General features: G+C 65.0%; 23 protein-coding genes. 13 read left to right on the top strand and 10 right to left on the bottom strand.

From position 1 onward, the window contains the following. The first annotated feature begins 117 nt into the window (after nt 1-117). The 13 genes from HQN78_RS09885 (at nt 118) to HQN78_RS09830 (ending at nt 10,006) form a co-directional block, all read left to right on the top strand. Nucleotides 118-567 carry an FxLYD domain-containing protein gene (locus HQN78_RS09885; RefSeq protein ID WP_081575685.1) on the top strand — a complete coding sequence of 150 codons (450 nt, stop codon included), beginning with the start codon at nt 118-120 and terminating at the stop codon, nt 565-567. Nucleotides 568-909: 342 nt separating this feature from the next. Then, nucleotides 910-1,260, top strand: coding sequence for a hypothetical protein (locus HQN78_RS09880; protein WP_235089264.1), 351 nt, complete (start codon nt 910-912; stop codon nt 1,258-1,260). A 275-nt stretch (nt 1,261-1,535) separates the two neighbouring features. Further along, the gene (locus HQN78_RS09875; protein ID WP_235089262.1) at nt 1,536-2,249 is read left to right on the top strand and encodes a hypothetical protein; all 714 of its coding nucleotides are present in this window, start codon (nt 1,536-1,538) and stop codon (nt 2,247-2,249) included. Between the two features lie 515 nt (nt 2,250-2,764). Next, nucleotides 2,765-2,971: a hypothetical protein gene (locus HQN78_RS09870; protein ID WP_107799149.1), complete on the top strand. Its 207-nt coding sequence runs from the start codon at nt 2,765-2,767 to the stop codon at nt 2,969-2,971. A 185-nt stretch (nt 2,972-3,156) separates the two neighbouring features. Then, nucleotides 3,157-3,882, top strand: coding sequence for an amidase family protein (locus HQN78_RS25525; RefSeq protein WP_255701229.1), 726 nt, complete (start codon nt 3,157-3,159; stop codon nt 3,880-3,882). Between the two features lie 17 nt (nt 3,883-3,899). Continuing rightward, on the top strand, nt 3,900-4,484 hold the full coding sequence (locus HQN78_RS25520; protein ID WP_255701228.1) for an amidase family protein: 585 nt from the start codon (nt 3,900-3,902) through the stop codon (nt 4,482-4,484). A gap of 266 nt (nt 4,485-4,750) precedes the next feature. Further along, nucleotides 4,751-5,062: a hypothetical protein gene (locus tag HQN78_RS09860; protein ID WP_146176616.1), complete on the top strand. Its 312-nt coding sequence runs from the start codon at nt 4,751-4,753 to the stop codon at nt 5,060-5,062. A 291-nt stretch (nt 5,063-5,353) separates the two neighbouring features. After that, the gene (locus HQN78_RS09855) at nt 5,354-5,686 is read left to right on the top strand and encodes a hypothetical protein (RefSeq protein WP_107799146.1); all 333 of its coding nucleotides are present in this window, start codon (nt 5,354-5,356) and stop codon (nt 5,684-5,686) included. Nucleotides 5,687-5,737: 51 nt separating this feature from the next. Continuing rightward, complete coding sequence (locus HQN78_RS09850; protein WP_158274268.1) at nt 5,738-6,361, top strand: thiol:disulfide interchange protein DsbA/DsbL; 624 nt, start codon at nt 5,738-5,740, stop codon at nt 6,359-6,361. A gap of 170 nt (nt 6,362-6,531) precedes the next feature. Next, nucleotides 6,532-7,695, top strand: coding sequence for a cell division protein ZapE (zapE, locus tag HQN78_RS09845; RefSeq protein ID WP_227103908.1), 1,164 nt, complete (start codon nt 6,532-6,534; stop codon nt 7,693-7,695). 12 nt (nt 7,696-7,707) lie between these two features. Next, nucleotides 7,708-8,289, top strand: coding sequence for a uracil-DNA glycosylase family protein (locus HQN78_RS09840; RefSeq protein ID WP_235089260.1), 582 nt, complete (start codon nt 7,708-7,710; stop codon nt 8,287-8,289). Nucleotides 8,290-8,481: 192 nt separating this feature from the next. Then, the gene (locus HQN78_RS09835) at nt 8,482-9,375 is read left to right on the top strand and encodes an alpha/beta fold hydrolase (RefSeq protein WP_235089258.1); all 894 of its coding nucleotides are present in this window, start codon (nt 8,482-8,484) and stop codon (nt 9,373-9,375) included. A gap of 151 nt (nt 9,376-9,526) precedes the next feature. Then, nucleotides 9,527-10,006 (top strand): hypothetical protein, encoded by a 480-nt coding sequence (locus tag HQN78_RS09830; protein ID WP_235089256.1) that lies wholly within the window; start codon nt 9,527-9,529, stop codon nt 10,004-10,006. A gap of 208 nt (nt 10,007-10,214) precedes the next feature. On the opposite strand, the gene HQN78_RS09825 is transcribed toward HQN78_RS09830, so the two are convergent. The 10 genes from HQN78_RS09825 to HQN78_RS09780 form a co-directional block, all read right to left on the bottom strand. Next, nucleotides 10,215-11,489 carry an MFS transporter gene (locus HQN78_RS09825; RefSeq protein WP_235089254.1) on the bottom strand — a complete coding sequence of 425 codons (1,275 nt, stop codon included), beginning with the start codon at nt 11,487-11,489 and terminating at the stop codon, nt 10,215-10,217. Nucleotides 11,490-11,627: 138 nt separating this feature from the next. Beyond that, the gene (locus HQN78_RS09820; protein WP_235089253.1) at nt 11,628-12,587 is read right to left on the bottom strand and encodes a PDR/VanB family oxidoreductase; all 960 of its coding nucleotides are present in this window, start codon (nt 12,585-12,587) and stop codon (nt 11,628-11,630) included. 51 nt (nt 12,588-12,638) lie between these two features. Then, on the bottom strand, nt 12,639-13,661 hold the full coding sequence (locus HQN78_RS09815; protein WP_081548098.1) for an aromatic ring-hydroxylating dioxygenase subunit alpha: 1,023 nt from the start codon (nt 13,659-13,661) through the stop codon (nt 12,639-12,641). 19 nt (nt 13,662-13,680) lie between these two features. Continuing rightward, nucleotides 13,681-13,911, bottom strand: coding sequence for a recombinase-like helix-turn-helix domain-containing protein (locus tag HQN78_RS09810; RefSeq protein WP_107799138.1), 231 nt, complete (start codon nt 13,909-13,911; stop codon nt 13,681-13,683). A gap of 27 nt (nt 13,912-13,938) precedes the next feature. After that, nucleotides 13,939-14,913, bottom strand: a complete 975-nt coding sequence (locus HQN78_RS09805) for a VOC family protein (RefSeq protein ID WP_235089252.1) — start codon at nt 14,911-14,913, stop codon at nt 13,939-13,941. Nucleotides 14,914-15,017: 104 nt separating this feature from the next. Next, complete coding sequence (locus HQN78_RS09800; protein WP_235089251.1) at nt 15,018-16,496, bottom strand: aldehyde dehydrogenase; 1,479 nt, start codon at nt 16,494-16,496, stop codon at nt 15,018-15,020. Between the two features lie 8 nt (nt 16,497-16,504). Beyond that, entirely contained in the window at nt 16,505-16,885 is a 381-nt protein-coding gene (locus HQN78_RS09795) for an aspartate dehydrogenase domain-containing protein (protein ID WP_235089250.1), read from the bottom strand. Continuing rightward, nucleotides 16,882-17,334: a hypothetical protein gene (locus HQN78_RS09790; RefSeq protein ID WP_235089249.1), complete on the bottom strand. Its 453-nt coding sequence runs from the start codon at nt 17,332-17,334 to the stop codon at nt 16,882-16,884. Before HQN78_RS09790 ends, HQN78_RS09795 begins: the two co-directional genes overlap by 4 nt. Before the next feature lie 4 nt (nt 17,335-17,338). After that, complete coding sequence (locus tag HQN78_RS09785; RefSeq protein WP_235089248.1) at nt 17,339-19,003, bottom strand: thiamine pyrophosphate-binding protein; 1,665 nt, start codon at nt 19,001-19,003, stop codon at nt 17,339-17,341. Further along, a complete protein-coding gene (locus HQN78_RS09780; protein ID WP_235089247.1) occupies nt 18,993-19,793 on the bottom strand; it encodes an SDR family oxidoreductase in 801 nt (266 codons plus the stop codon). Before HQN78_RS09780 ends, HQN78_RS09785 begins: the two co-directional genes overlap by 11 nt. Between the last annotated feature and the right edge of the window lie 6 nt (nt 19,794-19,799).

Here is a 19,799-nt window from a genome sequence, read left to right as displayed (position 1 = left end):
GATGCCGAATTGTGGTCTATTATTTCCCTGATGTGATGAAGAAGGCTGATGATGTTTTTAATTGAGTGTGTGAGGTTGGTTTGTTAGTTTTGATAAATAATTTCAGGAGTGAATGAAATGTATAAAGGGTTGTTTGCATGTTTTTTTAACGGTGCTTTGCTAATGGTGACTTTAGTGGTAGTGCCGACGGTAGTATGGGCAGAAGCCAAACCACACCTGATATTTCATATGGGTGTTGGTGCTAACGGTCAATTTGCGGTGCGGGGCACCATACACAACCAGGGAGACCAGCCGGTGGACCATGGCTATGTGGTGGTGTCCGCACGGGACGATGCTTGTCACCCCCTGGGCAATACCTTGCAGGCGTTTGGCCGAATAGAGCCGGGGGAGAAACTGGGGTTTGACGTGCCGGTGGACGGCAAGCTGGCCGGGTATCGTTTAACCGCGTTCAAGGCGTTTGACGATATGGGCTTTGAGATTCCCGCCAGCGACGATACCTTGCGCATTATCCAAGCCAGAGAGAAAGAGGAAATACAGGCGTGCCGCGCGGCGCGGCGGAAGCGTTAAGATGTAGAAGTTCCGATTTGATCCTGCGTTGCCCCTCCTCCTTGTCGTACGACTTGTACTGCCTGCGTTGGCGCGCCTTGGCTCAGGTGCGCTGCGCGGTTTTGTTAGCGGCTTTAATTGCGAGTCGAAAGTGTCAGGTGAGTGCAATTAAAAAGCTGTATTAATGTGAAGTATCCTTTGTCGTCTTAATTTAGTACTGGTCCTATTAAAATCCGGAAAAATTAAGCGTAGCGTTGCGCCTAGCATTATTCCTGGCCGTGAGGCATGTCAGTTGTGATTTCGGCTTGTCTCGCTCTTGCTGGCCAGGTCATGAATACGCTCTTAGGCAAAGGTATAGATATCATGCTGCAGTCATTCCAAGTCGCTGTCGACGACTCTTTACTCAACGCCTTGTCCAATGAAAACAGGCACATTCAGCTAAGCATCGGCATTGGCCATCATAAAGTCAGCGACATCACCTTAAGCCAGGGCGATATTGAAGGCATTGTTACCCATAGTGCGGCTTTTTCGGTGGAGGGGATCAAGGCGGACAATGGAATGACCACCATTGTCTTGCGGCTTTCTTCTGGTTTGTGCGAGCAGGATGTTCTGAGATCCATGCATGCCCCATGGCGCGCTTACGCCTTGCCGACAGAAGCGCGTAAGTCCCCTCAGCACACCGTGCTATCCGGAGCCTCCGGAGATCATTGGTAGGTTGGCGTCTGCGGGCTCAAGATCAGCCGATGAAATCGGTCTTGAGCAAGCCGGCGCCGGCAGGCTGTTCACGGCCTGGCTCCAGGGGCGCAGGCGTATCCGCAATGGGCTCTCTCAGAACCTGTTTACGCTCTGCCGCGCGTCGTGAGACGTCACACGGTGAGTACCGCTTCGAAATACTCATGTACCACGAGTACATTCCGCTTTTTCGCTCATTTTCGCCTTGTCTCGCTCTTGCTCGCGAGACTTTGAACAGGCTCTTATTAGGGCACAACATGAATATCTTGCTATTGTCGGCCTTTCCCGCCGAATCCGCCCGGCTGTCGCAACAGCTGTCCGCCGCGTGGGAGCCTGAGCCCATGCTCGGCGCTTTGTCCTGTCGCAGCCTTCAATACAATCTCCACCAGCTCTATCTGGCCGAAACCGGGGTGGGCACGGAAGACGCCGCCTTGACCACTCAAGCTGTGCTGCTGCAACGGGATATCGATCTGGTCTTGTTGCTGGGGACTTCAGGCGCAGTGGGAGATCATTGGGAGATAGGCGATGTCGTCGCCGGCAGCAAAGTCGTGCAGATGGATCTTTACGGCATCGACAAGATCCTGAAAGGCACGCTGTTTGAATCCTGCCTGTTTAACAGCAATACCCATGCTCCGCTGGAGACGGAATGGGACGTGGACCGCTATTGGCTGGAGAAGCTGACAGCGCTGCCTGGGGTGAAGCCGGGGCTGATCTTCAGCAGCAACCAGTTCCCAGTCCCTTCCTCCCTATTTCCCTTGATGTTGGAGTTGGGAGGCGGCGTGATTGAGATGGAAGCCTCCGGCGTGATGCGCGCCGCCAGCCGGCTGGGCTCCACGCCGGTGCTGGTGCTGCGAGCGGTCAGCAATATCATTGACAGCCGATGGCACGATACGGGTACGCCCGAGCATGGCATTGAGTTGCGCGCGGAGCGGCTGTCCGCCGCCGTGTTGAAGCTGCTGTCCGCCATTTGAAGCTTGCCAAGAGGCTGTTCAAAGTCCCGCTTTGGCTTGCCGGGCTTTGAACCGCTTCTTCATTTCCCCCGTTTGATCTCCCGCCTGGCCGGGCGGCCGTCTCCGGCTTGACGCTCCGCCCCCGTCTCAGTACTCTTTGCCTCGCGCTGCGCCAAATAACGCCGCGCCAGGCAGGCAAGCCTATCAATCTCCGTGATCGCAGTCATGTTGCGTCCACCCGGGCGCCGCACGTCTGTTGCCACGCATCTGCATCTGGGCAGGGCGTGGCAGGGAGCCTCTCGGGGCTGCCGGTCGACATCACGGAGAACCGGTCTTGCCACCTTGTCACGCTCCTGCTCGTATCCGAGCAGGCTTCCAAAGCTGACTTGGAGACTGCAATGACTCCTTCTGATTTTTCCCCCGCTTTTGCCAAACCACCCCCGGCCACTTGCCAAGAACGCCAGTACTTGCTGTCCCAAACCGCGTTTGCTTGCGCGCAGGCCTTGAATTGCTTCACTGTATTGCGTTCCGCGCTCATGGCGATCCAAGCCAAGCGCAGCGGCAGCGAACCGTCCCATCTGCAATTGTTGGCGCGCCTCTCGCTTGAGGTGCTGGACGATTGCGCCGCCCGCCTGCAAACCCTTTACATCGAAACTGATGAGGCGCTCAAGACCGCGCCGCCCGCGCCGGCCCATTCGGAGGCCGCCGCCGCGCCGTGCTTGAAGCCGGACGCCGCCCGGTAAACAAGGGCGGCCCGCGCCTGCGCGCGGATTTCACATTTTCACGAGGAGTTCACTTTAGCCATCGCATGTAGTCGGGAGATCGTCATGTCGCAACATCATGAGTTTGGGGCGCGCCGCAGCCGGGCGTCGGTGGAGAAACCGCAGGGGAGAGATGCCCGCCGCGTCAACGCCGGGGAGGGCACGGCATGAAAGCGACCGTGATGCAGTTGCATCGGGATTTGCAATTGGGCAGAACCAGCAGCGTGGCGCTGACGGAGCAGGCGCTGACCGTCATCGCCGGCCATAGGGCGGCAGGAGGCGCGGCGTTTACCCATGTGGACGCCCAAGCCGCGCTGGCCGCCGCCCGGCACATCGACGCCGTCGGTCTCTATCCCACGCCGCTGGCGGGTCTTCCCCTATCGGTCAAAGACCTGTTCGACGTCCAGGGCCAGATCACCACGGCCGGCTCCGTGGTGCGGAAGCAAAATCCGCCGGTGCAGCAGGATGCAACCGTGGTGGCGAAGCTGCGCGCGGCCGGCGCGGTGCTGCTGGGACGCACCAATATGAGCGAGTTCGCTTGCTCCAGCCTGGGCTTGAATCCGCATTACGGCACCCCGCGCAATCCCGGCGATCCGGAACGCGTGGCGGGCGGGTCCAGCTCCGGCGCGGCCGTCAGCGTGGCCCTGGGCATGGGCGTTGCCGCGCTGGGCTCGGACACCGGCGGATCGGCGCGCATTCCCGCCGCCTTTTGCGGCCTGGTCGGCTTCAAGCCCACGGCGAAGCGGGTGCCGATGCAGGGCTGCCTGCCCTTGTCGCCGTCGCTGGATTCCATCGGAACGCTGGGGCGCTCGGTTTCTTGCTGCGCCATCCTGGACGCGGTGCTTTGTAGCGGCTGGACGCCCTCTCATGCGCGCGGCCAGCCCCCGACGTGAAAAAACGCCGGCTTTAAGTGACCGAAGACTATCTTGCCGACCATCTGGACCCCGCCGTGGCCCAGGCTTTTGACGAGGCTCTGGCGCGTTTGTCCCAGGCCGGCGCCCGCATCATACGTTTCGATTTCCCCGAGCTTGGCTGGATTGCGGATATGGACGCCCAGGGCGGGCTGGCGGCGGCCGAGGCCTGGCACGAGCATGGCGAGCGGCTGGAGAGCGAGGACGGCGCTTACTACGACCCGCGCGTGGTCCGACATCTGCGGCAGGGGGCCGGTCAGAGCGCGGTCAGGTATCTGGAGCTGCTGGAGCGTCGCCGCACGCTGCAAGCCGTCGCCGCGCATCGCCTGTCCATGGCCGACGCCTGGCTGATGCCCACGGTGGCGATTCTGCCGCCCAGGCTGGCGGAGCTGGACGACGACGAGGACTACGGCCGTTTGAACCGGCTGGCTCAGCGCAACAGCGCTGTGGCCAATCTGCTGGACGGCTGCGCGCTCAGCCTGCCGCTGACGGCTCAGATCGGTTTGAGCGTGTGCGGGCTGCATGGCCGCGATACCCATACCCTGAAAATCGCCGCCGGCATTGAGCGCGTGTTGGAGTGTTGAACCGGGCCGGTTCAAGGTCTGGCGCGCGAGAGGGAGACAAGGCGAAAACGGCTGAAGAAGCGGAGTGCGCAAGTGGGGCATGAGCGTTCTGAAGCCGGCACTCATCATGCGATGTGGCAGACGTTGAACAGGTTCATTAAGAGCCGCGAACAAAACCTCGCAGAGAACCTGAGCCAAGGCGCGCCGACGCAGGCCGTACAAGTCGTACGGCAAGGAGGCGCAACGCAGGATCAGGGGTTTTGTTAGCGGGTCTAAGGAGAACGGTGATGAAAGGCCAATTACCCATGATGGAGCAACTGAAGCTGTTGAACCAGGATTTGCTCGACGCCCAGCCGGATCAGCACGCGCTGTTTCATCTTGGCCGGCAGATGGCTTTGCAGTGCGCGGAGATGGACGCCTGCCTGTTGCAGGGCTTGATGGAGATCCGCTCAGCCCATGTCGGTTTGCAAGCCATCCTGACCGTGCTGCAACGCCGCGACGAACCCTTGTTGTTCAGCAGCGAGGAGGCGGCGGCCTTGCTGGAGCCGGTGCAGCAGCGGCTGAGCCAGGGCTTGAACGTTCTTAACCGCCTGGTTTGAGCCCCGCCGCGGCGATGCGCGCGCAACAGCGCGTCAGGGCCGGCTTTTCGTACTGGTCAGATATTTTTTGACGGCGCGCTTGCGCATACTTGCCTCATCTTGTGCGGCGCCCTGCCGCATAGGGTCTCACGCCGATCCCCCGGTGTTGAGCTGCCTAGTGTCTATTGCAAACCCATTATGTTTGCCTCCCTCTCCCTGCGTGGAGAGGGATATTTTTTTAACCGGAATCCCGCTCCGGCCTGTCGGCACGAGCTGATCGCGCCGTTTGCGAGCCATCTGCTAGGAGAAAGCATGAACTTCAATATGAATGTCGCCCAGTTCCAGCACAAATTGGCCGAAATGGAGGAGGAAAACCTCATGTTGCGTTTGCAACTGGATGTTTACCGCGATGAGTTGTTCAAAAAGTACGAATCGTTTCTCGATGAGAAGTTGACGTCGGAAATGGACAAAAAACTGAGCCTGGACGTACGCAAGGCGGAGGCGGATATGCGCCAGAAAATGCAGGAAGAAATCAAGCTGTTGAGGGAAGAGTTGCAGCGCCTGCGCTCGCTGGGCAAGACCGAGCCCAAGCTGAACAAGGTGGAAAAGACGGCCGAAGTGCCGACTTTGCTGGCCACGGCCTGAATCTGACTGGGGCGGCCGGCCGGCGGCGGATTCCATATGAGCGGAGTTTTCATGAGAGCATTTTTGCTGTTGTGCTGGTTTTTATTGGCCTTGGGCGCGGCGCAAGCGCAGCCGACGGTGGGCAAGGATTACCTGGTGCTGCCCAAGCCGCATCCGGTGTCCAGCGGCGACAAGATCGAGGTGGCGGAGTTTTTCTCCTATCCCTGTCACTATTGTTACGCTCAGGACGCCGCGATCACGGCCTGGTTGAAGGCTCAGCCCAAGGATGTGAACGTGGTGCGCAAGCATGTGGTGTGGGGCCGGCCGATGGAAGGCTTCGCCCGGGTGTTCGCCACCCTGAACGCCGCAGGTTTGGCCGATCGTTTGCATGTGGCCGCCTTCCGCGCGGTGCAGCACGACAAGATCAATCTGGGCAAGGAGGCGGAGTTTGAGAAATGGCTGCGCCGCCAGCCGGGCGTGGACGCCGCCAAGACCATGGCGGTATACCATTCCTTCGCGGTCAAAGCCCAGGTGGAAGCCGCCGCCAAGTTCACCAAGGATTACCGGATTAGCAGCACGCCCATGCTGGTGGTGGACGGCAAATACGTGCTCGCCGCGGCCCAGCCGGTGCAGACGCGGAAAGTGCTGGACGCGCTGCTGGCCAAGGTGAGGGCGCAAAGAAACGGCCAGGTCTGAATGTTTCGACAAGCGGTTCAATGCCGCATCGCCATGCGCGGCGGGCATTGAGCCGCTTCTTGAGAGCACGCAGCCGCCTTATCGGGCGGCCGCATCGTTTTTGCCCGCAGGTCCAAACGGGGTATGATGGCGGACCGTATCGTTTATAGCGTTTGCACACTCCGCCGCCCATGTCCCAGCATACTTTCTCCCCGGATGGGAACGCCCATCTCAGCCCCAAGGCCTGGTATCAGGCCGCCAGCGAAAAACCCGGCTTCATCCACGACGCGGCCCAGGCGGCGGCGATCGAGGAGCTGGACCTGCTGTGGCATCAGCTGGTGGAGTTCAAGAACAAGCGCAACCGCTTCCTCGGGCGCAGCCTGCGCAGCCCGGACGTGCCCAAAGGCCTGTATTTCTGGGGCGGGGTGGGGCGCGGCAAGAGCTTTCTGATGGACGCCTTCTACGCCTGCGTGCCTTACCGCCGCAAGCGCCGCATCCATTTCCACAATTTCATGGCCGAGGTGCACCGCGAGTTGCGCGCGCTGGCCGGCAGCAAGGACCCCTTGCTGGCCTATGCCGACAAGATCGCCCGCGACACCCGTCTGCTGTGCTTCGATGAATTCCACGTCAGCGACATCGCCGACGCGATGATGTTGGGCCGGCTGCTGTCGGCCTTGTTCGAGCGCGGCGTGGTGCTGGTCACCACCTCCAACTACGCGCCGGACGGCCTCTATCCCAACGGCCTGCAAAGGCAGAACTTCCTGCCCACCATTGAACTGATCAAGCGCGAGCTGAAAGTGCTGAACGTGGACGGCGGCAACGATTACCGGCTGCGCGAGCTGACGCGCGAACCGCTGTTCATGGTGCCGGCGGACGCGGCCAGCGAGGAGAAGATGGAGCAGCTGTTCCAGCGCCTGAGCCACGGCGTGGAGCAGAAAAAACGCGCCATCGAAGTGCTGGGCCGCGAGATTCCGGTCAAGCGCCTGGCCGCCGGGGCGATCTGGTTCGATTTCCTGGCCCTGTGCGACGGCCCGCGCGCGCAGACTGACTACCTGGAAATCGCCACCGAATACCATACCGTCTTCGTCAGCGGCATCCCCAAGATCACCGCGCGCGAGGCGTCCATCGCCCGCCGCTTCACTTGGCTGGTGGATGTGTTCTACGACAACCGCGTCAAGCTGGTGGCCTCCGCCGCCGCCGAGCCGGAACAGCTGTACACCGAGGGGCTGCAGGCCGGCGAATTCTTCCGCACCGCCAGCCGGCTGACCGAGATGCAATCGCGCAGCTATCTGGAGCTGCCGCACCAGTCCGTCGGCCAGACCCACGACCAGCCGCCGGTCGGCGTGGTGCTGTAAACGGCCGCGGACATGGACGCCGCCGGCCTGCTGCAAGCAGTGCGCGCCTGCCGGCTGTGCGCGGACAGCCTGCCGCACGGTCCGCGCCCGGTGCTGCAATGGCATCCGGACGCGCGCATCCTGATCGCCGGCCAGGCGCCGGGGCGGCGCGTGCACGCGTCCGGCCTGCCTTTCGACGACCCCAGCGGCGAGCGCTTGCGCGACTGGTTGGGCGTGGACAAGACGGTGTTTTACGATGAGACCCGCATCGCCATCCTGCCGATGGCCTTCTGTTATCCCGGCACCGGCAAGTCCGGCGATCTGCCGCCGCCGCCGCAATGCGCAGCCGCCTGGCGCCAGCCCCTGCTGGCCGGCCTGCCGCATCTGCGATTGACGATTTTGCTGGGGCAGTACGCGCAGCGCTATCACCTGCCGGGCCGCTATCCGAGGCTGACCGAGGCGGTGGAGCGTTGGCGCGAACACTGGCCGGCCTTGCTGCCGCTGCCGCACCCCAGCCCGCGCAATCAGCTGTGGTTCCGCCGTCATCCCTGGTTCGAGGCCGAGCTGCTGCCGGCTTTGCGGCAGCGGGTGGCCGAGGTGCTGGAGCGCGGCTGAGAAGCTGTTTACGATCTGCCGCGCGTCGGCGGGATGGATAGAAATGGGCGTTGAAACCAAGCTCAAAATGCGCATGTACCACGAGTACATTCCGCTTTTTCGCTCGTTTTCGCCTTGTCTCGCCTTAGCTCGCGAGATCGTAAACACGTTCTAAGCACTATTCACCATCAATGTTTCTCCAAGGAGGCCGCAATGTGGCGACGCTGGATCTGGAACGGCAAGCAATGGTTGTTTGACTGGGGCGTGCGCCAGCAGCGGCGCTGGGCCGGCTTGAGGCCGCGGCGGCTGCGGCTGGAGCAGGGCGAGTTGAGCTGGCTGGAGCGTCCGGCGCCGGCCGGCGCGCCTACGGTGCTGATGCTGCACGGTTTCGGCGCGGAGAAAGACCATTGGGCGATGCTGGCGCGCTGCCTGCCCAAGACCTTCCGTTTGATCCTGCCGGATTTGCCCGGCCACGGCGACAGCATGTCCGGCCTGGACATCAGCTACCGGGTGGAGGCGCAGGCGGACCGGCTGCGCGTTTTCCTGGAGGCCTGGGGCGTGGAGAGCGTCCATCTGATCGGCAACTCCATGGGCGGTGCCATCGCCGCCAACTTCGCCGCGCGCTATCCGCAGTCGGTGGCCAGCCTGACCCTGCTCAACGCCGCCGGCGCCGGTGTCAGCGCCAGTGAAATGGCCGAGTCGTGGCAGCGCAGCGGGGACAACCCGATGCTGGAGATGACGAGCGCGGACGGGGTGAGGGCGATGCTGGACTGGGCGATGTACCGGCCGCCGCCGGTGCCCGGTTTCGCCATTGAGGTGGCGGCGGCGCGCAAGGCGGAACGCGCCGAGGTGGAGCGCAGGATTTTCGACGATTTGTTCGACAGCGTGGATCAGCGGCCGGTGCTGGCGAGCATCCAGGCGCCGACGCTGATTGTCTGGGGGCGCGAGGACCGCATCCTGCACGTGGAGGATGCGGACTGCTTCGCCACCGCCATCGCCGGCAGCGAAAAGCAGGTGCTGGAGCAGGTGGGCCATCTGCCGATGATGGAACAGCCGCGCCGGGTGGCGGAGCTCTGGCTGGATTTTGCGCGGCGGCGGGCTGGGTAATGGCGGGGCGGACCTCGGAGCCGTCCCCCGAGGCGGCTTTTAGATTGATTTGAGAATGTTTTCCTCTTCAGAATCACTCCATTAATCTGGATTTGCCAATCGATTTGCATTCTATTTTGGCTAAATAATTCATTTTAATTTTGGAGCGATTATGAAGTTTCAACACTTGGCGATCAGTGCCGCGCTGATTTTGGGCAGCGCTCATGCCATGGCTGCGGATGCCTATACGTTTGAGTTGGTCAATAACGGCTCCTGTCCAATTCAATACACGCTAAGCGGAGAGGGGCCGCAAACGCCGGTGGAGCCAGGCAATAAAATCCTCAAAACGATAAGCAATGACAGTGTGGCGATTTATCCGGGTTTCAACCTCTCCGCCGGCAGGTGTCACACCGATCAAACTCTGGAATTGGACATGGTTGGCGAAGGTGCGGCTCAATTGCTGAGTTCCAACTGGGAGGGGACCAGCAGGCCATTGCTGATCAAGGGTAATCTTGGGGTGATGACTTTTCTGTTTGACAAAGAAGTCAAGCAGGGCAGCAGTAGCGCTATTGGTGTGATCAATCGCAGCTTTAATCAGAAGAATGGCAATACCCGCCATGTGAAAATCGAGGTGGCGGCGCCGGCACGCTGATGTCTTTGCCAATGGCGCGGCTTGCCTGTCGCGTTGAGCCTTGCGCAAGCAAGGCTTTTTTGCATTGCGGCCATAAAACAAAAGCCACTCGGCACATGGTGTCGGGCGGCTTTGGGCTCTGCGAAACAAGAGGATGCTTAAGTGCATTTAGCGGGTTTCGCGTGGTTTCGTATTAGCTTGCCAGGGCGGTTCCGAGTGCGCTTGATGCTCAAAGAGTAGGGCTGGCTTGTGCCTGCACTACCACGGTCTGATCTCCGCGCAACAAGGCCAGGCCGCAGGCGATCACCACCACCTGGGTGCCGATCAGGCTGGCGAAGCCCAAGGCGAAGCCGCCGCCGCTGTCTCCGCTCAGGCTGATCAGCCAGCCCATCAACACCGGCATGAGGCCGGCCGTCAGCCCGCCTACGCCATTGGTGATGCCGAAGGCGCAGGCCACGTGCTCGGCCCGCGAGTAGTACTGGACGGTGCTGGGAATGGCCGGGCTTTGCAGTCCCCAGCACAGCCCGGCGGCGGTCAGGCAATAGGCGGCGGTGTAACGGTCCGCGCTGTTGATGGCCAGCAGCACCGCCAGCGCCACGCCCATACTGGCGAAGACGAAGATCAAAGGCACGCGGCGGCGCGGGGTCAGATCCAGCAGCAGGCCGCCCAGCAGCACGCCCAGCACCACCGCGTATTGCGGCAGCGAGGCCAGCCAGCCCATTTCACGCAGGGAGAAGCCCCGGGCCTGCTGCAAATAGGCCGGCAGCCAGTTGCTGCTGCCCCATAGATAGGCGAGAAAAGCGGCGGTGAGCAGGGTCATGGTCAGGATGTGGCGGGTGTGGAAGGCCCCCCGGAACAGATCGGCCACGGTGGCGAGCGCGGCGCGCGGGGACTCCGGCCGCGGCAAGGCGGCGTAAGAGAGGGGCATGCGCACGAAGGCCAGCACCAGCGGCACGCCCAGCAGCACATTGAGCAGACCCAGCAGGTGGAAGGACGATTCCCAGTCCAGCAGCGCCACGGTGTAGCCGATCAGCGGATAGCCGACCGCCAGCCCGAGGCCGGTGCCCATATTGAACAGGGCGTTGGGCTTGCCGCTTTCCCCGCTGTCGAAGTGGGCCTTGATATAGGAGGAGCCCAGCGCGAACAGCGGCCCTTCGGCGAAGCCGAGCAGCGCGCGCGACGTCAGCAACATGCCGTAGCTGTTGAACCAGGGCGAAACAAAGGTGATCAGCCCCCAAAGGCACAGCCCGTAGATCAGGCTGCGGCGCACGCCGAACAAAGCGGCGCAAAATGGGGTGAACAGGATGGCGGACAGGCCGTAACCGGCCATGAAGGCGGTGGCCAGCAAGCCTTGCGCGCCGCGATCGTGCACGGTGATGCCCAGGTGGCGCAGAAAGTCGTTCTGGGTGATCAGCACCGCGATATTGATCCGGTCGACGTAGGAAATGGCGACCACCAGGAACAGCGTGGCCACGCCCAGCCAGCGTTGATTGCGTGTGTTCATTGCTCTTTCTCCTATTGCGTGGGGCGGTCTTGTCGCCGCTCGAGGCGCGCCGGCGGCGGGCGCAAAGGCTCCCCGCCGGCCCGCTTGGGGCCGGTTGTGATGAAGGGGGAGACCGTCGCGCCCATTGCGGGCGCGCGTTTAGAGATCCAGGACCAGCTGCCGGCTCTTGCAGCCGGAGACGCAGATCATCATGGTGTTGCCGGCCTGGCGTTCGGCCGGGCTCAGCACCGAGTCGCGGTGCTCCGGCTCGCCGTCCAGCACCCGGGTTTCGCAAGCGCCGCAAATGCCTTCCCGGCAGCTGCAGTCCACCTTGACGCCGTGGGCCAGCAAGGCGTCGAGCAGGGATTGGCCGGCGGCCACATTGAGCTTGCGCCCGCTTTGGGCCAGCACCACTTCGTAGGGCGCGCGTTCGGCGGCGTCGGCCTGCGCGGCGGGCTTGGCGGCGAAGCGTTCGATATGGACATGGGGCAGGGCCAGGTCCGCGCATATTTGCTCAAAGCTGTCCAGCATGGGGCCGGGGCCGCAGCAATAGAAATGGCTGTCGGCGGGGAAGCGCTCCAGAAAGCCGGCGAGCTTGGGCGGGCAGCCGGCTTCGGCGTCGATATGCCAGTCTATCGGCTGGCCGCCGCGGGCGATGTCGTCGGCCAGGGCCGCCTGTTCGCGGGCGCGGGCGCAGTAGAGCAGGCTGACCGGCCGGCCCAGTTCGCGCATCCGCGCGTACATGCTGTAGATGGGGGTGATGCCGATGCCGCCGGCGATCAGCACGGTTTGGCCGGCGCTTTCTTCCAGCCGGAAATGATTGCGGGGCGCGGAGGCCGGCAGTTCCGCGCCGACGCGCAGCTGCTGATGGATGTAGAGAGAGCCGCCGCGGCTGGCGCGGTCCAGCTGGACGGCCACCACGTAGGCGCGCGGCGCGCAGCGCGGCGTGACCAGCGAGTAGCTGCGCGCCATGCCGTTGGGCAGGTGCAGATCGATGTGGGCGCCGGCCTCGGCTTGCGGCAGCGGGCCGCCGTCCGGCCGGGCCAGCTCCAGGCTGAGCACGCCGTCGGCTTCGCGACGCATCGCCTCCAGGCGCAGGGTGAGCAGGGTTTGAGTCATGGCGGGATCTCGTTGCGGGCGCGGAGCGGCATGGCCGCTCCGACGCGGGGTTCAGCCTTGAGCGGCGGCCATTTGTTCGGCGGCGAGGCGGCGCAGATAGCGGCGCTGACGCACGATGCCCATATCGTGTTGGTACAGGAACTCCCGGTCCCAGGCGTCCAGCTCCATGTTTTCCAAGGCTACACGGTCTTGTTCCAGCACCTGCCAGTGGCGCGCCTCCAGCCGGTTTTTATACAGAAAGCGCCAGGTGTCGCGCTGCCAGCCGCTGACCTTGCGGCAGCGCCAGAACACCACGGCGCACAGTTCGCGGCTGATCGGGGTGTACATGCCGATGATGGTGAAGTTGCCGCCGGGGCCGCCGGTCTTGGGATAGGGGATTTCCAGCCGGTGCCACATCGCCGTGCCGTCGTCTATGAGTTCGGTCCAGTCGAAGTTGACGTTTTTTTGGCCGGTTTTTTCAAAGACGAAGCCTTGCTCCAGGTCCCGGATGGCGAATTCGGCCTGGCTGGCGCCCTCGGACATGGTGTGGGATTGCTTGTGCAGGAAGGCGCCGTGCATCGGGTCCATCACATTGTCGGCCACGTAGCGGTAGTCGTTGCCCCATTCCACATAGCAGGGAAAGTGGCTCCATTCGTCGGAGTTCAGATACTCCGGCAGCCGCAGCGGAGGCGGCGCGTCCACCTCTTGGCTGGCGTTGTAGATGAAGATCATGCCGGCCTGCTCCTCCACGTGAAAAGCGCGAGCGGCCTTGGCGCCTTCCAGCTTGCAGCCGGGGCTGCCCGGCACCCGGGTGACGGTGCCGCGGCAGTCCACCTCCACGCCGTGATAGGCGCAGCCCAGGCGGTCTCCCAGCACAAAGCCCATGGACAGCGGCGCGCCGCGGTGCGGGCAGTGGTCTTCCAGACAGTGGACCTTGCCGTTGGCCGGCTCGCGCCACAGCGCCAGCTTGTATCCGAGGCGACGCAGGCTGACGGCGCGGTCGCCGACGAAGCGGGACGGACAGACCATGTGCCAGCGGTCTTTGAGGCCCTTGGCCAGATAGGCGTCGATTTGTTCCATGCTGAAATCGCTCATGATGTTCTCCTCGATGGGTTTATTGAGCCAGGCGCGCCATTTCGGCGCGGAACAGCGCTTCGTTCCAGCTGCCGCCGTTGGGCGCGGACGGGCCGTGCTGGTTCAGGTGGGCAAGCAAGGCGTTCAGATCGTGGATTTCCTGCGCGTAAGCGCGCTCCAGGGCGTCGCCCAGCAGATCTTCGTAAGGCGTGGGGGCGGTTTGCTGCGCCTGGCGGGGCTCCAGATAGCGGGACGGGATGACTCGGCTCATGGGGTTCTCCTTGGGACAGGGTGCGGTTTAGCGGTCGGTTTCGCCGGTTTTGTCGGTGAGAAAGCCCCGGCGCGGGGTCTCTGCGTGTTTGGGGCGGCGGGTGTGGCCGTCCAGGCCGCCGGTCACCGCCCATTCCGCGAAGCGTTCCGGCCCGGGCTCGAAATCGCGCGGCTGCCAGGCTTCGGTCAGTTCGTCCTCGTCGCTGTAGTACTCGACCAGGCCGCCGGCCGGGTTTTCGAAGTACCAGAAGTAGGCGGAGGAGATGGGGTGGCGGCCGGGGCCCAGTTCGGTTTTCCAGCCGAGCCGGTCCATGGCGAGGCCGCCGCCTATCACTTCGTGTATGTCGCGCACCGCGAAGGCCACGTGGTTGAGGCCTTTCTTGCCGCTGGGCAATTGCAGCAGGAATAGGTCATGGTGGCCGCCGCGCGGCGCGCAGCGCAGGAAGCTGCCGCGTTGCGGGTATTGGTCGGACAGGGCGAAGCCCAGCCGGTCGCAGTAAAAGCGCACCATGGCTTCGCGCTGGTCGACGAAGAGCACCACATGACCCACTTCTATCGGTTGGGCGCGTTCGTAAACCGGGGCGCGCTGATCCACGCGCGGCCGTTCGCTCCAGCTGTTGAAGCGGGCGCAGTCCAGTTGTAGCGGGCGCTTGCGGCTGACTTGCAGCGCGATGCTCAGGCCGCAAGGGTCCTGGCAGCGCAGCCGCTCCGCTTCGCGCCGGAAGCCGGGCAGATTGCGCAACTGCGCGGCGTATTGATCCAGATCGCCGGCGCTTTCCACGCCCCAGACCACTTCCACCAAGGTGGGCCCTTCCTCCAGGCCGGCGGGCAGTCCGGGCAGGTCCGGGTGGGAGATGCGCACCACGCAGTCGTTGAGGCTGCGGAATTCCAGTTGCTGATCGCTTTCCCGCTCCAGGCGCAGTCCCCAATCCAGGAAAAAGCGTTTGCAGGCGGCCAGATCGGCCGCGCGATAGTTCACTTCGTCTATGCCAAGCACCGCCATGGCGGATCCTCCTCTTGTTGTGAAGCCGGTGGAATGCGGTTTGTAGCCGCTGGCAAAACCGCGTAGAGAGCCTGAGCCCAGCTAGGGGTTTTGTGAGCGGACTCTTAGTTGGTCCAGGGCAGCGGTTCCGGATTCAGCCCCCAGTACACGCCTTTCTGCTCCATGTATTGCAAGATGCCGTGCCGGCCTTTTTCGCGGCCCAGCCCGCTGTCGCGCCAGCCGCCGAAAGGGGTGGCCGCCGAGAACTGCTTGTAGGTGTTGATCCATACGGTGCCGGCCTGCAGCGCGCGCGCCAGGCGCCAGGCGCGCTGCGCGTCGCGGGTCCAGACGCCGGCCGCCAGCGCGTAGACGCTGTCGTTGGCCTGGGCGATCAGATCGGCCTCGTCGTCGAAGGGCAGCGCCGCCAGCACCGGGCCGAAGACTTCGTCCCGGCATAGCCGCGCCTGGTTGTCCAGGCCGTCGACAATGGTGGGCGGGTAGTAATGGCCGCGATCAAACAGGGCGCCGCGCGGACGCTCGCCGCCGCAGAGCAGGCGGCCGCCGTCTTCCAGCGCGCGCGCCACATGGGCTTCCACCTGTTCGCGGTGGGCGGCGCTGATCAGCGGTCCCATCTGGGTGAGGGGGTCGGCCGGGTCGCCCAGGCGCAAGCGCCGGGCGCCGGCCGACAGCCGGGCGATGAAGTCGGCGTACAGCGGGCGGGCGATGAAGAGCCGGGAGCCGGCGACGCAGGATTCGCCGGAGGAGCTGAAGATGCCGTAGAGCACGCCGGCCACGGCGTGGTCGAGGTCGGCGTCGGCAAACACGATGGTCGGAGACTTGCCGCCCAGCTCCAGCGAGACCGGCATCAGTTTTTGCGCCGCCAGCGCGGCGATGTGGCGGCCGGTGGCGGTGCCGCCGGTAAAGGCCACGCGCCGCACCAGCGGATGACGCACGATGGCGTCGCCGATCAGCGAGCCCTTGCCGGGCAGCACGCTGAGCAGGCCCTTGGGCAGGCCGGCCTGTTCGCAGACCCTGGCCAGCTCCAGCGCCAGCAGTGGCGTGGCCTCGGCCGGTTTCAGCACCACGGCGTTGCCGGCGGCCAGGGCCGGAGCCAGTTTTTGCGCCTCGCTGGCGATGGGGGAGTTCCAGGGGGTGATGGCGGCCACCACGCCCATGGGCTCGTGCAGGCTCAGGCTCAGATAATCGCCGCGCGAGGGGGTGACGCTGTCTTCCAGCGTTTCGCAGGCGGCGGCGAAGAATTGAAAGGTGTCGGCGGCGCTGGCCACCAAGGCGCGGGTTTCCCGGATGGGTTTGCCGTTGTCCAGCCTTTGCAACTGGGCCAGTTCTTCGGAGCGCGCGCGGATGCCTTCGGCCACGCGGTAGAGCACCCGCGCGCGTTGGTGCGGCTTCCACTGCGGCCAGCCGCTGGCGTCGAAGGCGCGTTGCGCGCCCTGGACGGCTTCTTCCACATCGTCCAGGCTGGCGGCGTGCAGACAGGCCACGGCTTCGTCGGTGGCGGGGTAGCGGCTGTGATAGAGATCGCCGCGGCCTGGCCGCCACGCGCCGGCAATGCAAATGGGCAGGGGGGAGGAGAGTGTGCTCATGATGGCTCCTAGATGGCGATGGCCCGGACATGGTTGAGCAAGGCTCGGACCACGCTGTAGACCGTGAGGGCGGAGGTTTTCGGATTGCCGGGCAGCGCTTGGCCTTGCAGGCTGAGACTGAGCTCGCCGAAGCCGCCGCGGGCGTCTATGCAATGCTGGTTGCCGTGGGCGGCCGGGTCGGCGTAGAGCCGGACCTGCACCCGGTCCAGGCCCAGGCTGGCCAGCGCCACGGTGGCGGCGACGTTGGCGTTCTTGGGAAAACGCCGCGCCGCTTCCCGCGCGCTGCCGGAGAAGATCAATTGCGCCTGGCTCAAGGCCGCCAGATCCCAATCCCGTTCCGCCGGCGTGCCGCGCCAGGCCAGCGGCGGCTTGCGGCCGGTGTAGCTCACCTGTTCCAGCCCCCCAGACGAGCGGCGGCCAGCGCGTCGATGGCGCCGACGGCGCCGGAGAGCAGGCGCGCTTGCGCGCCGCCGCGCCGGGCCGCCTGTTCCAGCCGTTCCGCCAAGCCGTCTTCGGTCAGCGCGCCGGCGGAGACGATCAGGCAGTCGATGCCGCGCTCCAGCGCCGGCAGCACGTGTTGGGCGACGGCGGCGTGGCCGGCGCATTCCACCAGCAGATCCGGCGCGGGCGCGTCCGGGTCCAGCGCGCGCCGCGGCCTTGCCTGCGGGGCGAGGCGGGCCAGGGTGTCGCGGACGCGGGCGTCGTCCGGCGCGGGCACCAGCACCTGGCCGACGCGCAGGGCCGGCTCCGCCGCGATCCCTTCCAGCACGCCGGCGCCGACGGCGCCGCAGCCCACCAGGGCGATGTCCAGCACGGGTTTGGGAGGAGAGCGGTCCATGGGCTCAGTCCTGTTGCTTGGTGGGCGGGCCGGCGAAGACGCTTTTGAAGCGGCCTATCGCCAGCATGTCGATTTCCAGCAGGAAGGGGCCGCTGTGCTCCAGCGCCGCGGTCAGCGCCTGATCCAGCTCCTCCAGCCGGCTGACCTTGCGGTGCGGCAGCCGCAGCGAGGCGCACAGCTGGGCGTAGTCCGGGGTGTGCAGGTCCACATAGCAGCGGCGGCCGCCGTAGTGGGCGTCCTGGATGTTCTTGATCACGCCGTAGCCCTGGTCGTTCATCAGGATCATCACCAGATCCGCCTGCTCCTGAACCGCGGTGGCCAGCTCGCCCAGATTGAGGATGAAGCCGCCGTCGCCGGCCAGGCCCAGGGTTTTGCGGCCGCTGCCGTAGGCGGCCGCGCCGATGGCGGCGCCTATGCTCATCGCCAGCCCCTGGCCGATGCCGCCGCCCAGCGCGTGGACGCCGGCGGTGGCGGAGAACAGCCGCAGCTGGCGGTTGCCCCAGGTGCTGTTGGAGACGGTGACGTCGCGCACCCAGTTGAAGTCGCGGCCGATGCGGGCTTGCAAGGTTTCCACCAGGCGGCGATAGGGGCCCAGCCCGTCCAGCAGCGCGTCCACGGCGGCCTGGCGCGCGCGCCACAGATCGGCGGGCAGGGCCGGGTCCACGCGCATCCGGCCTTCCAGCCGGTTAGCCAGCCCGTCCAGCGCCAACGCGGCGTCGCCGCAGACGAAGACGTCGTCGACGTAGCCGCGGCCTTCCGCCGCGGGGTCCGCGTCGATGCGGTACAAGGGGCGCGGCAGTTTGAGCTGGTATTTCAGGGTTTCATTGCCGCGCAGGCGGGAGCCGACCACCAGCATGGCGTCGCAGCTTTGATAGAGGGCCTCCACCGGCGGGTGCAGGTTGTAAGCGCCCAGGCTGCGTTCATCGTCTTCCGGCACGATGCCGCGCCCCTGGGTGCTGCTGACCACGCCAAAACCCAGGCGCAGCAAGCGCTGAGCCGCGTCGGCCGCGCCGCGCGCGCCGCCGCCCAGCCACAGCAGCGGCCGGCGCGCCGCGGCCAGCCGGTCCGCCAGCGCGTCGAGTGCGGCCTCGGACGGGACGGCGATCAAGGGCGGCAGCGGCGCGAGATCGGCCGGCAGCGGGATGCGCTCGGCCTGGATGTCGATGGGGATTTCTATGCTGACCGGTCCGCAGGGCGCGCTCAGCGCGGCGCGCGCCGCCTGTTTGAACACGCCGACCGCGGTTTGCGCGTTGCGCACGCGGAAGGCGGCCTTGGACACGGCGCGCAGCATGCCGAGCTGCTCGGGCGCTTCATGGATGTAGGCCAGCTCCTGGTCCAGATAGGGCGTTTCGATCTGGCCGGTGATGTGCAGCAGCGGCGTGCCGGCGGTCAGCGCCTCCACCATGCCGCCGGCGGCGTTGCCGGCGGCGGTGCCGGTGCTGGTCAGACAGACGCCCAGCCGCCCGGTGGTGCGGGCGCAGGCGTCGGCCATATTGGCGGCGCCGGCCTCTCCGCGCGCCGGCACGAAACGGATGCGGCCGCGTTGGTTCAGCGCGTCGAGTATGGGCATATTGTGGATGGAGATCACCCCGAAGGCGGCTTTGACGCCGCAGTTTTCGAGGAAGATCGCCAGCGCTTCGCCGACGGTGACAGTGTGTTTATCGGGCATGACGCGACAGGCCTCCAGAGATGTCGAGATGGCTTCCCGTGGTGTAGGAAGAGAGCGGGGATGCGAGGAAGAACACGGCTTGGGCGGCCTCTTGCGGCAGGCCCAGCCGGCCGAGCGGAATTTGTTTGCGCGCGGCGAGCGCGGCGCTCCATTGGTCCCAGTCTTGTGTTGGGTCCTCGCGCTCGGCGAAGCGTCGCCGCCATTGTCCGGAGTCGACCAGGCCGATCAGGATGCCGTTGACGCGCACGCCGCGCGGGGCGAACTCGGTGGCCAGCGAGCGAACCAGATTGAGCACGCCGGCACGGGCGGCGGAGGTGGCGACCATATGCGGTTCCGGCTGCAGGGCCAGCAGCGAGTTGACGCAGACGATGGCGGCCGGCGCGCGGCGCTCCAGCTGCGGCAGGAAGCCGCGGGTGGGATGGATCACCGACAGGAATTTCAGCCGCAGTTCGTCCAGCCAGTCTTCATCGCTGGTGTCGGCGAAGGTGGACACGCGGCCCTGGCCGGCGTTGTTGACCAGGATGGACGCCGGGCCCAGCTCGGCCTCCGTTTCCGCGGCGAAGGCGTTCACCGCTTCGCGGTCGAGCACGTCGCAGGCGCGGGCCAGCAGCCGGGCGGCGGGGAAGCGTTGCCGCAGCAGGGCTTCGGTCTGAGCCAGCCGGGCGGGATCGCGGCCGCAAAAAGCCACCGCGGCGCCGGCGGCGAGAAATTGCTCGACGCAGGCGAGGCCGATGCCGGAGGAGCCGCCGGTGACGACGGCGACGGACTGATCAAGATCGCAAAAGCTCATCGGAGG

Source organism: Chromobacterium sp. Beijing, assembly GCF_021496765.1.
Classification (GTDB): Bacteria; Pseudomonadota; Gammaproteobacteria; order Burkholderiales; family Chromobacteriaceae; genus Chromobacterium.
The sequence above is the reverse complement of the archived record's forward strand: the minus strand, read 5'-3'. Positions and strand labels throughout refer to the sequence as shown.

Excerpts from the sequence above, each read along its gene's own strand:
- HQN78_RS09780 (WP_235089247.1), bottom strand. The coding sequence starts at position 19,793 with ATGAGCTTTTGCGATCTTGATCAGTCCGTCGCCGTCGTCACCGGCGGC.
- HQN78_RS09880 (WP_235089264.1), top strand. The coding sequence starts at position 910 with ATGCTGCAGTCATTCCAAGTCGCTGTCGACGACTCTTTACTCAACGCC.
- HQN78_RS09815 (WP_081548098.1), bottom strand. The coding sequence starts at position 13,661 with ATGAGCGATTTCAGCATGGAACAAATCGACGCCTATCTGGCCAAGGGC.
- HQN78_RS09810 (WP_107799138.1), bottom strand. The coding sequence starts at position 13,911 with ATGAGCCGAGTCATCCCGTCCCGCTATCTGGAGCCCCGCCAGGCGCAG.
- HQN78_RS09840 (WP_235089260.1), top strand. The coding sequence starts at position 7,708 with ATGGACGCCGCCGGCCTGCTGCAAGCAGTGCGCGCCTGCCGGCTGTGC.
- HQN78_RS09870 (WP_107799149.1), top strand. The coding sequence starts at position 2,765 with ATGGCGATCCAAGCCAAGCGCAGCGGCAGCGAACCGTCCCATCTGCAA.
- HQN78_RS09790 (WP_235089249.1), bottom strand. The coding sequence starts at position 17,334 with ATGGACCGCTCTCCTCCCAAACCCGTGCTGGACATCGCCCTGGTGGGC.
- HQN78_RS09800 (WP_235089251.1), bottom strand. The coding sequence starts at position 16,496 with ATGAGCACACTCTCCTCCCCCCTGCCCATTTGCATTGCCGGCGCGTGG.
- HQN78_RS25525 (WP_255701229.1), top strand. The coding sequence starts at position 3,157 with ATGAAAGCGACCGTGATGCAGTTGCATCGGGATTTGCAATTGGGCAGA.
- HQN78_RS09860 (WP_146176616.1), top strand. The coding sequence starts at position 4,751 with ATGAAAGGCCAATTACCCATGATGGAGCAACTGAAGCTGTTGAACCAG.
- HQN78_RS09805 (WP_235089252.1), bottom strand. The coding sequence starts at position 14,913 with ATGGCGGTGCTTGGCATAGACGAAGTGAACTATCGCGCGGCCGATCTG.
- HQN78_RS09875 (WP_235089262.1), top strand. The coding sequence starts at position 1,536 with ATGAATATCTTGCTATTGTCGGCCTTTCCCGCCGAATCCGCCCGGCTG.
- HQN78_RS09785 (WP_235089248.1), bottom strand. The coding sequence starts at position 19,003 with ATGCCCGATAAACACACTGTCACCGTCGGCGAAGCGCTGGCGATCTTC.
- HQN78_RS09885 (WP_081575685.1), top strand. The coding sequence starts at position 118 with ATGTATAAAGGGTTGTTTGCATGTTTTTTTAACGGTGCTTTGCTAATG.
- HQN78_RS09855 (WP_107799146.1), top strand. The coding sequence starts at position 5,354 with ATGAACTTCAATATGAATGTCGCCCAGTTCCAGCACAAATTGGCCGAA.
- zapE (WP_227103908.1), top strand. The coding sequence starts at position 6,532 with ATGTCCCAGCATACTTTCTCCCCGGATGGGAACGCCCATCTCAGCCCC.
- HQN78_RS09830 (WP_235089256.1), top strand. The coding sequence starts at position 9,527 with ATGAAGTTTCAACACTTGGCGATCAGTGCCGCGCTGATTTTGGGCAGC.
- HQN78_RS09825 (WP_235089254.1), bottom strand. The coding sequence starts at position 11,489 with ATGAACACACGCAATCAACGCTGGCTGGGCGTGGCCACGCTGTTCCTG.
- HQN78_RS09850 (WP_158274268.1), top strand. The coding sequence starts at position 5,738 with ATGAGAGCATTTTTGCTGTTGTGCTGGTTTTTATTGGCCTTGGGCGCG.
- HQN78_RS09835 (WP_235089258.1), top strand. The coding sequence starts at position 8,482 with ATGTGGCGACGCTGGATCTGGAACGGCAAGCAATGGTTGTTTGACTGG.
- HQN78_RS09820 (WP_235089253.1), bottom strand. The coding sequence starts at position 12,587 with ATGACTCAAACCCTGCTCACCCTGCGCCTGGAGGCGATGCGTCGCGAA.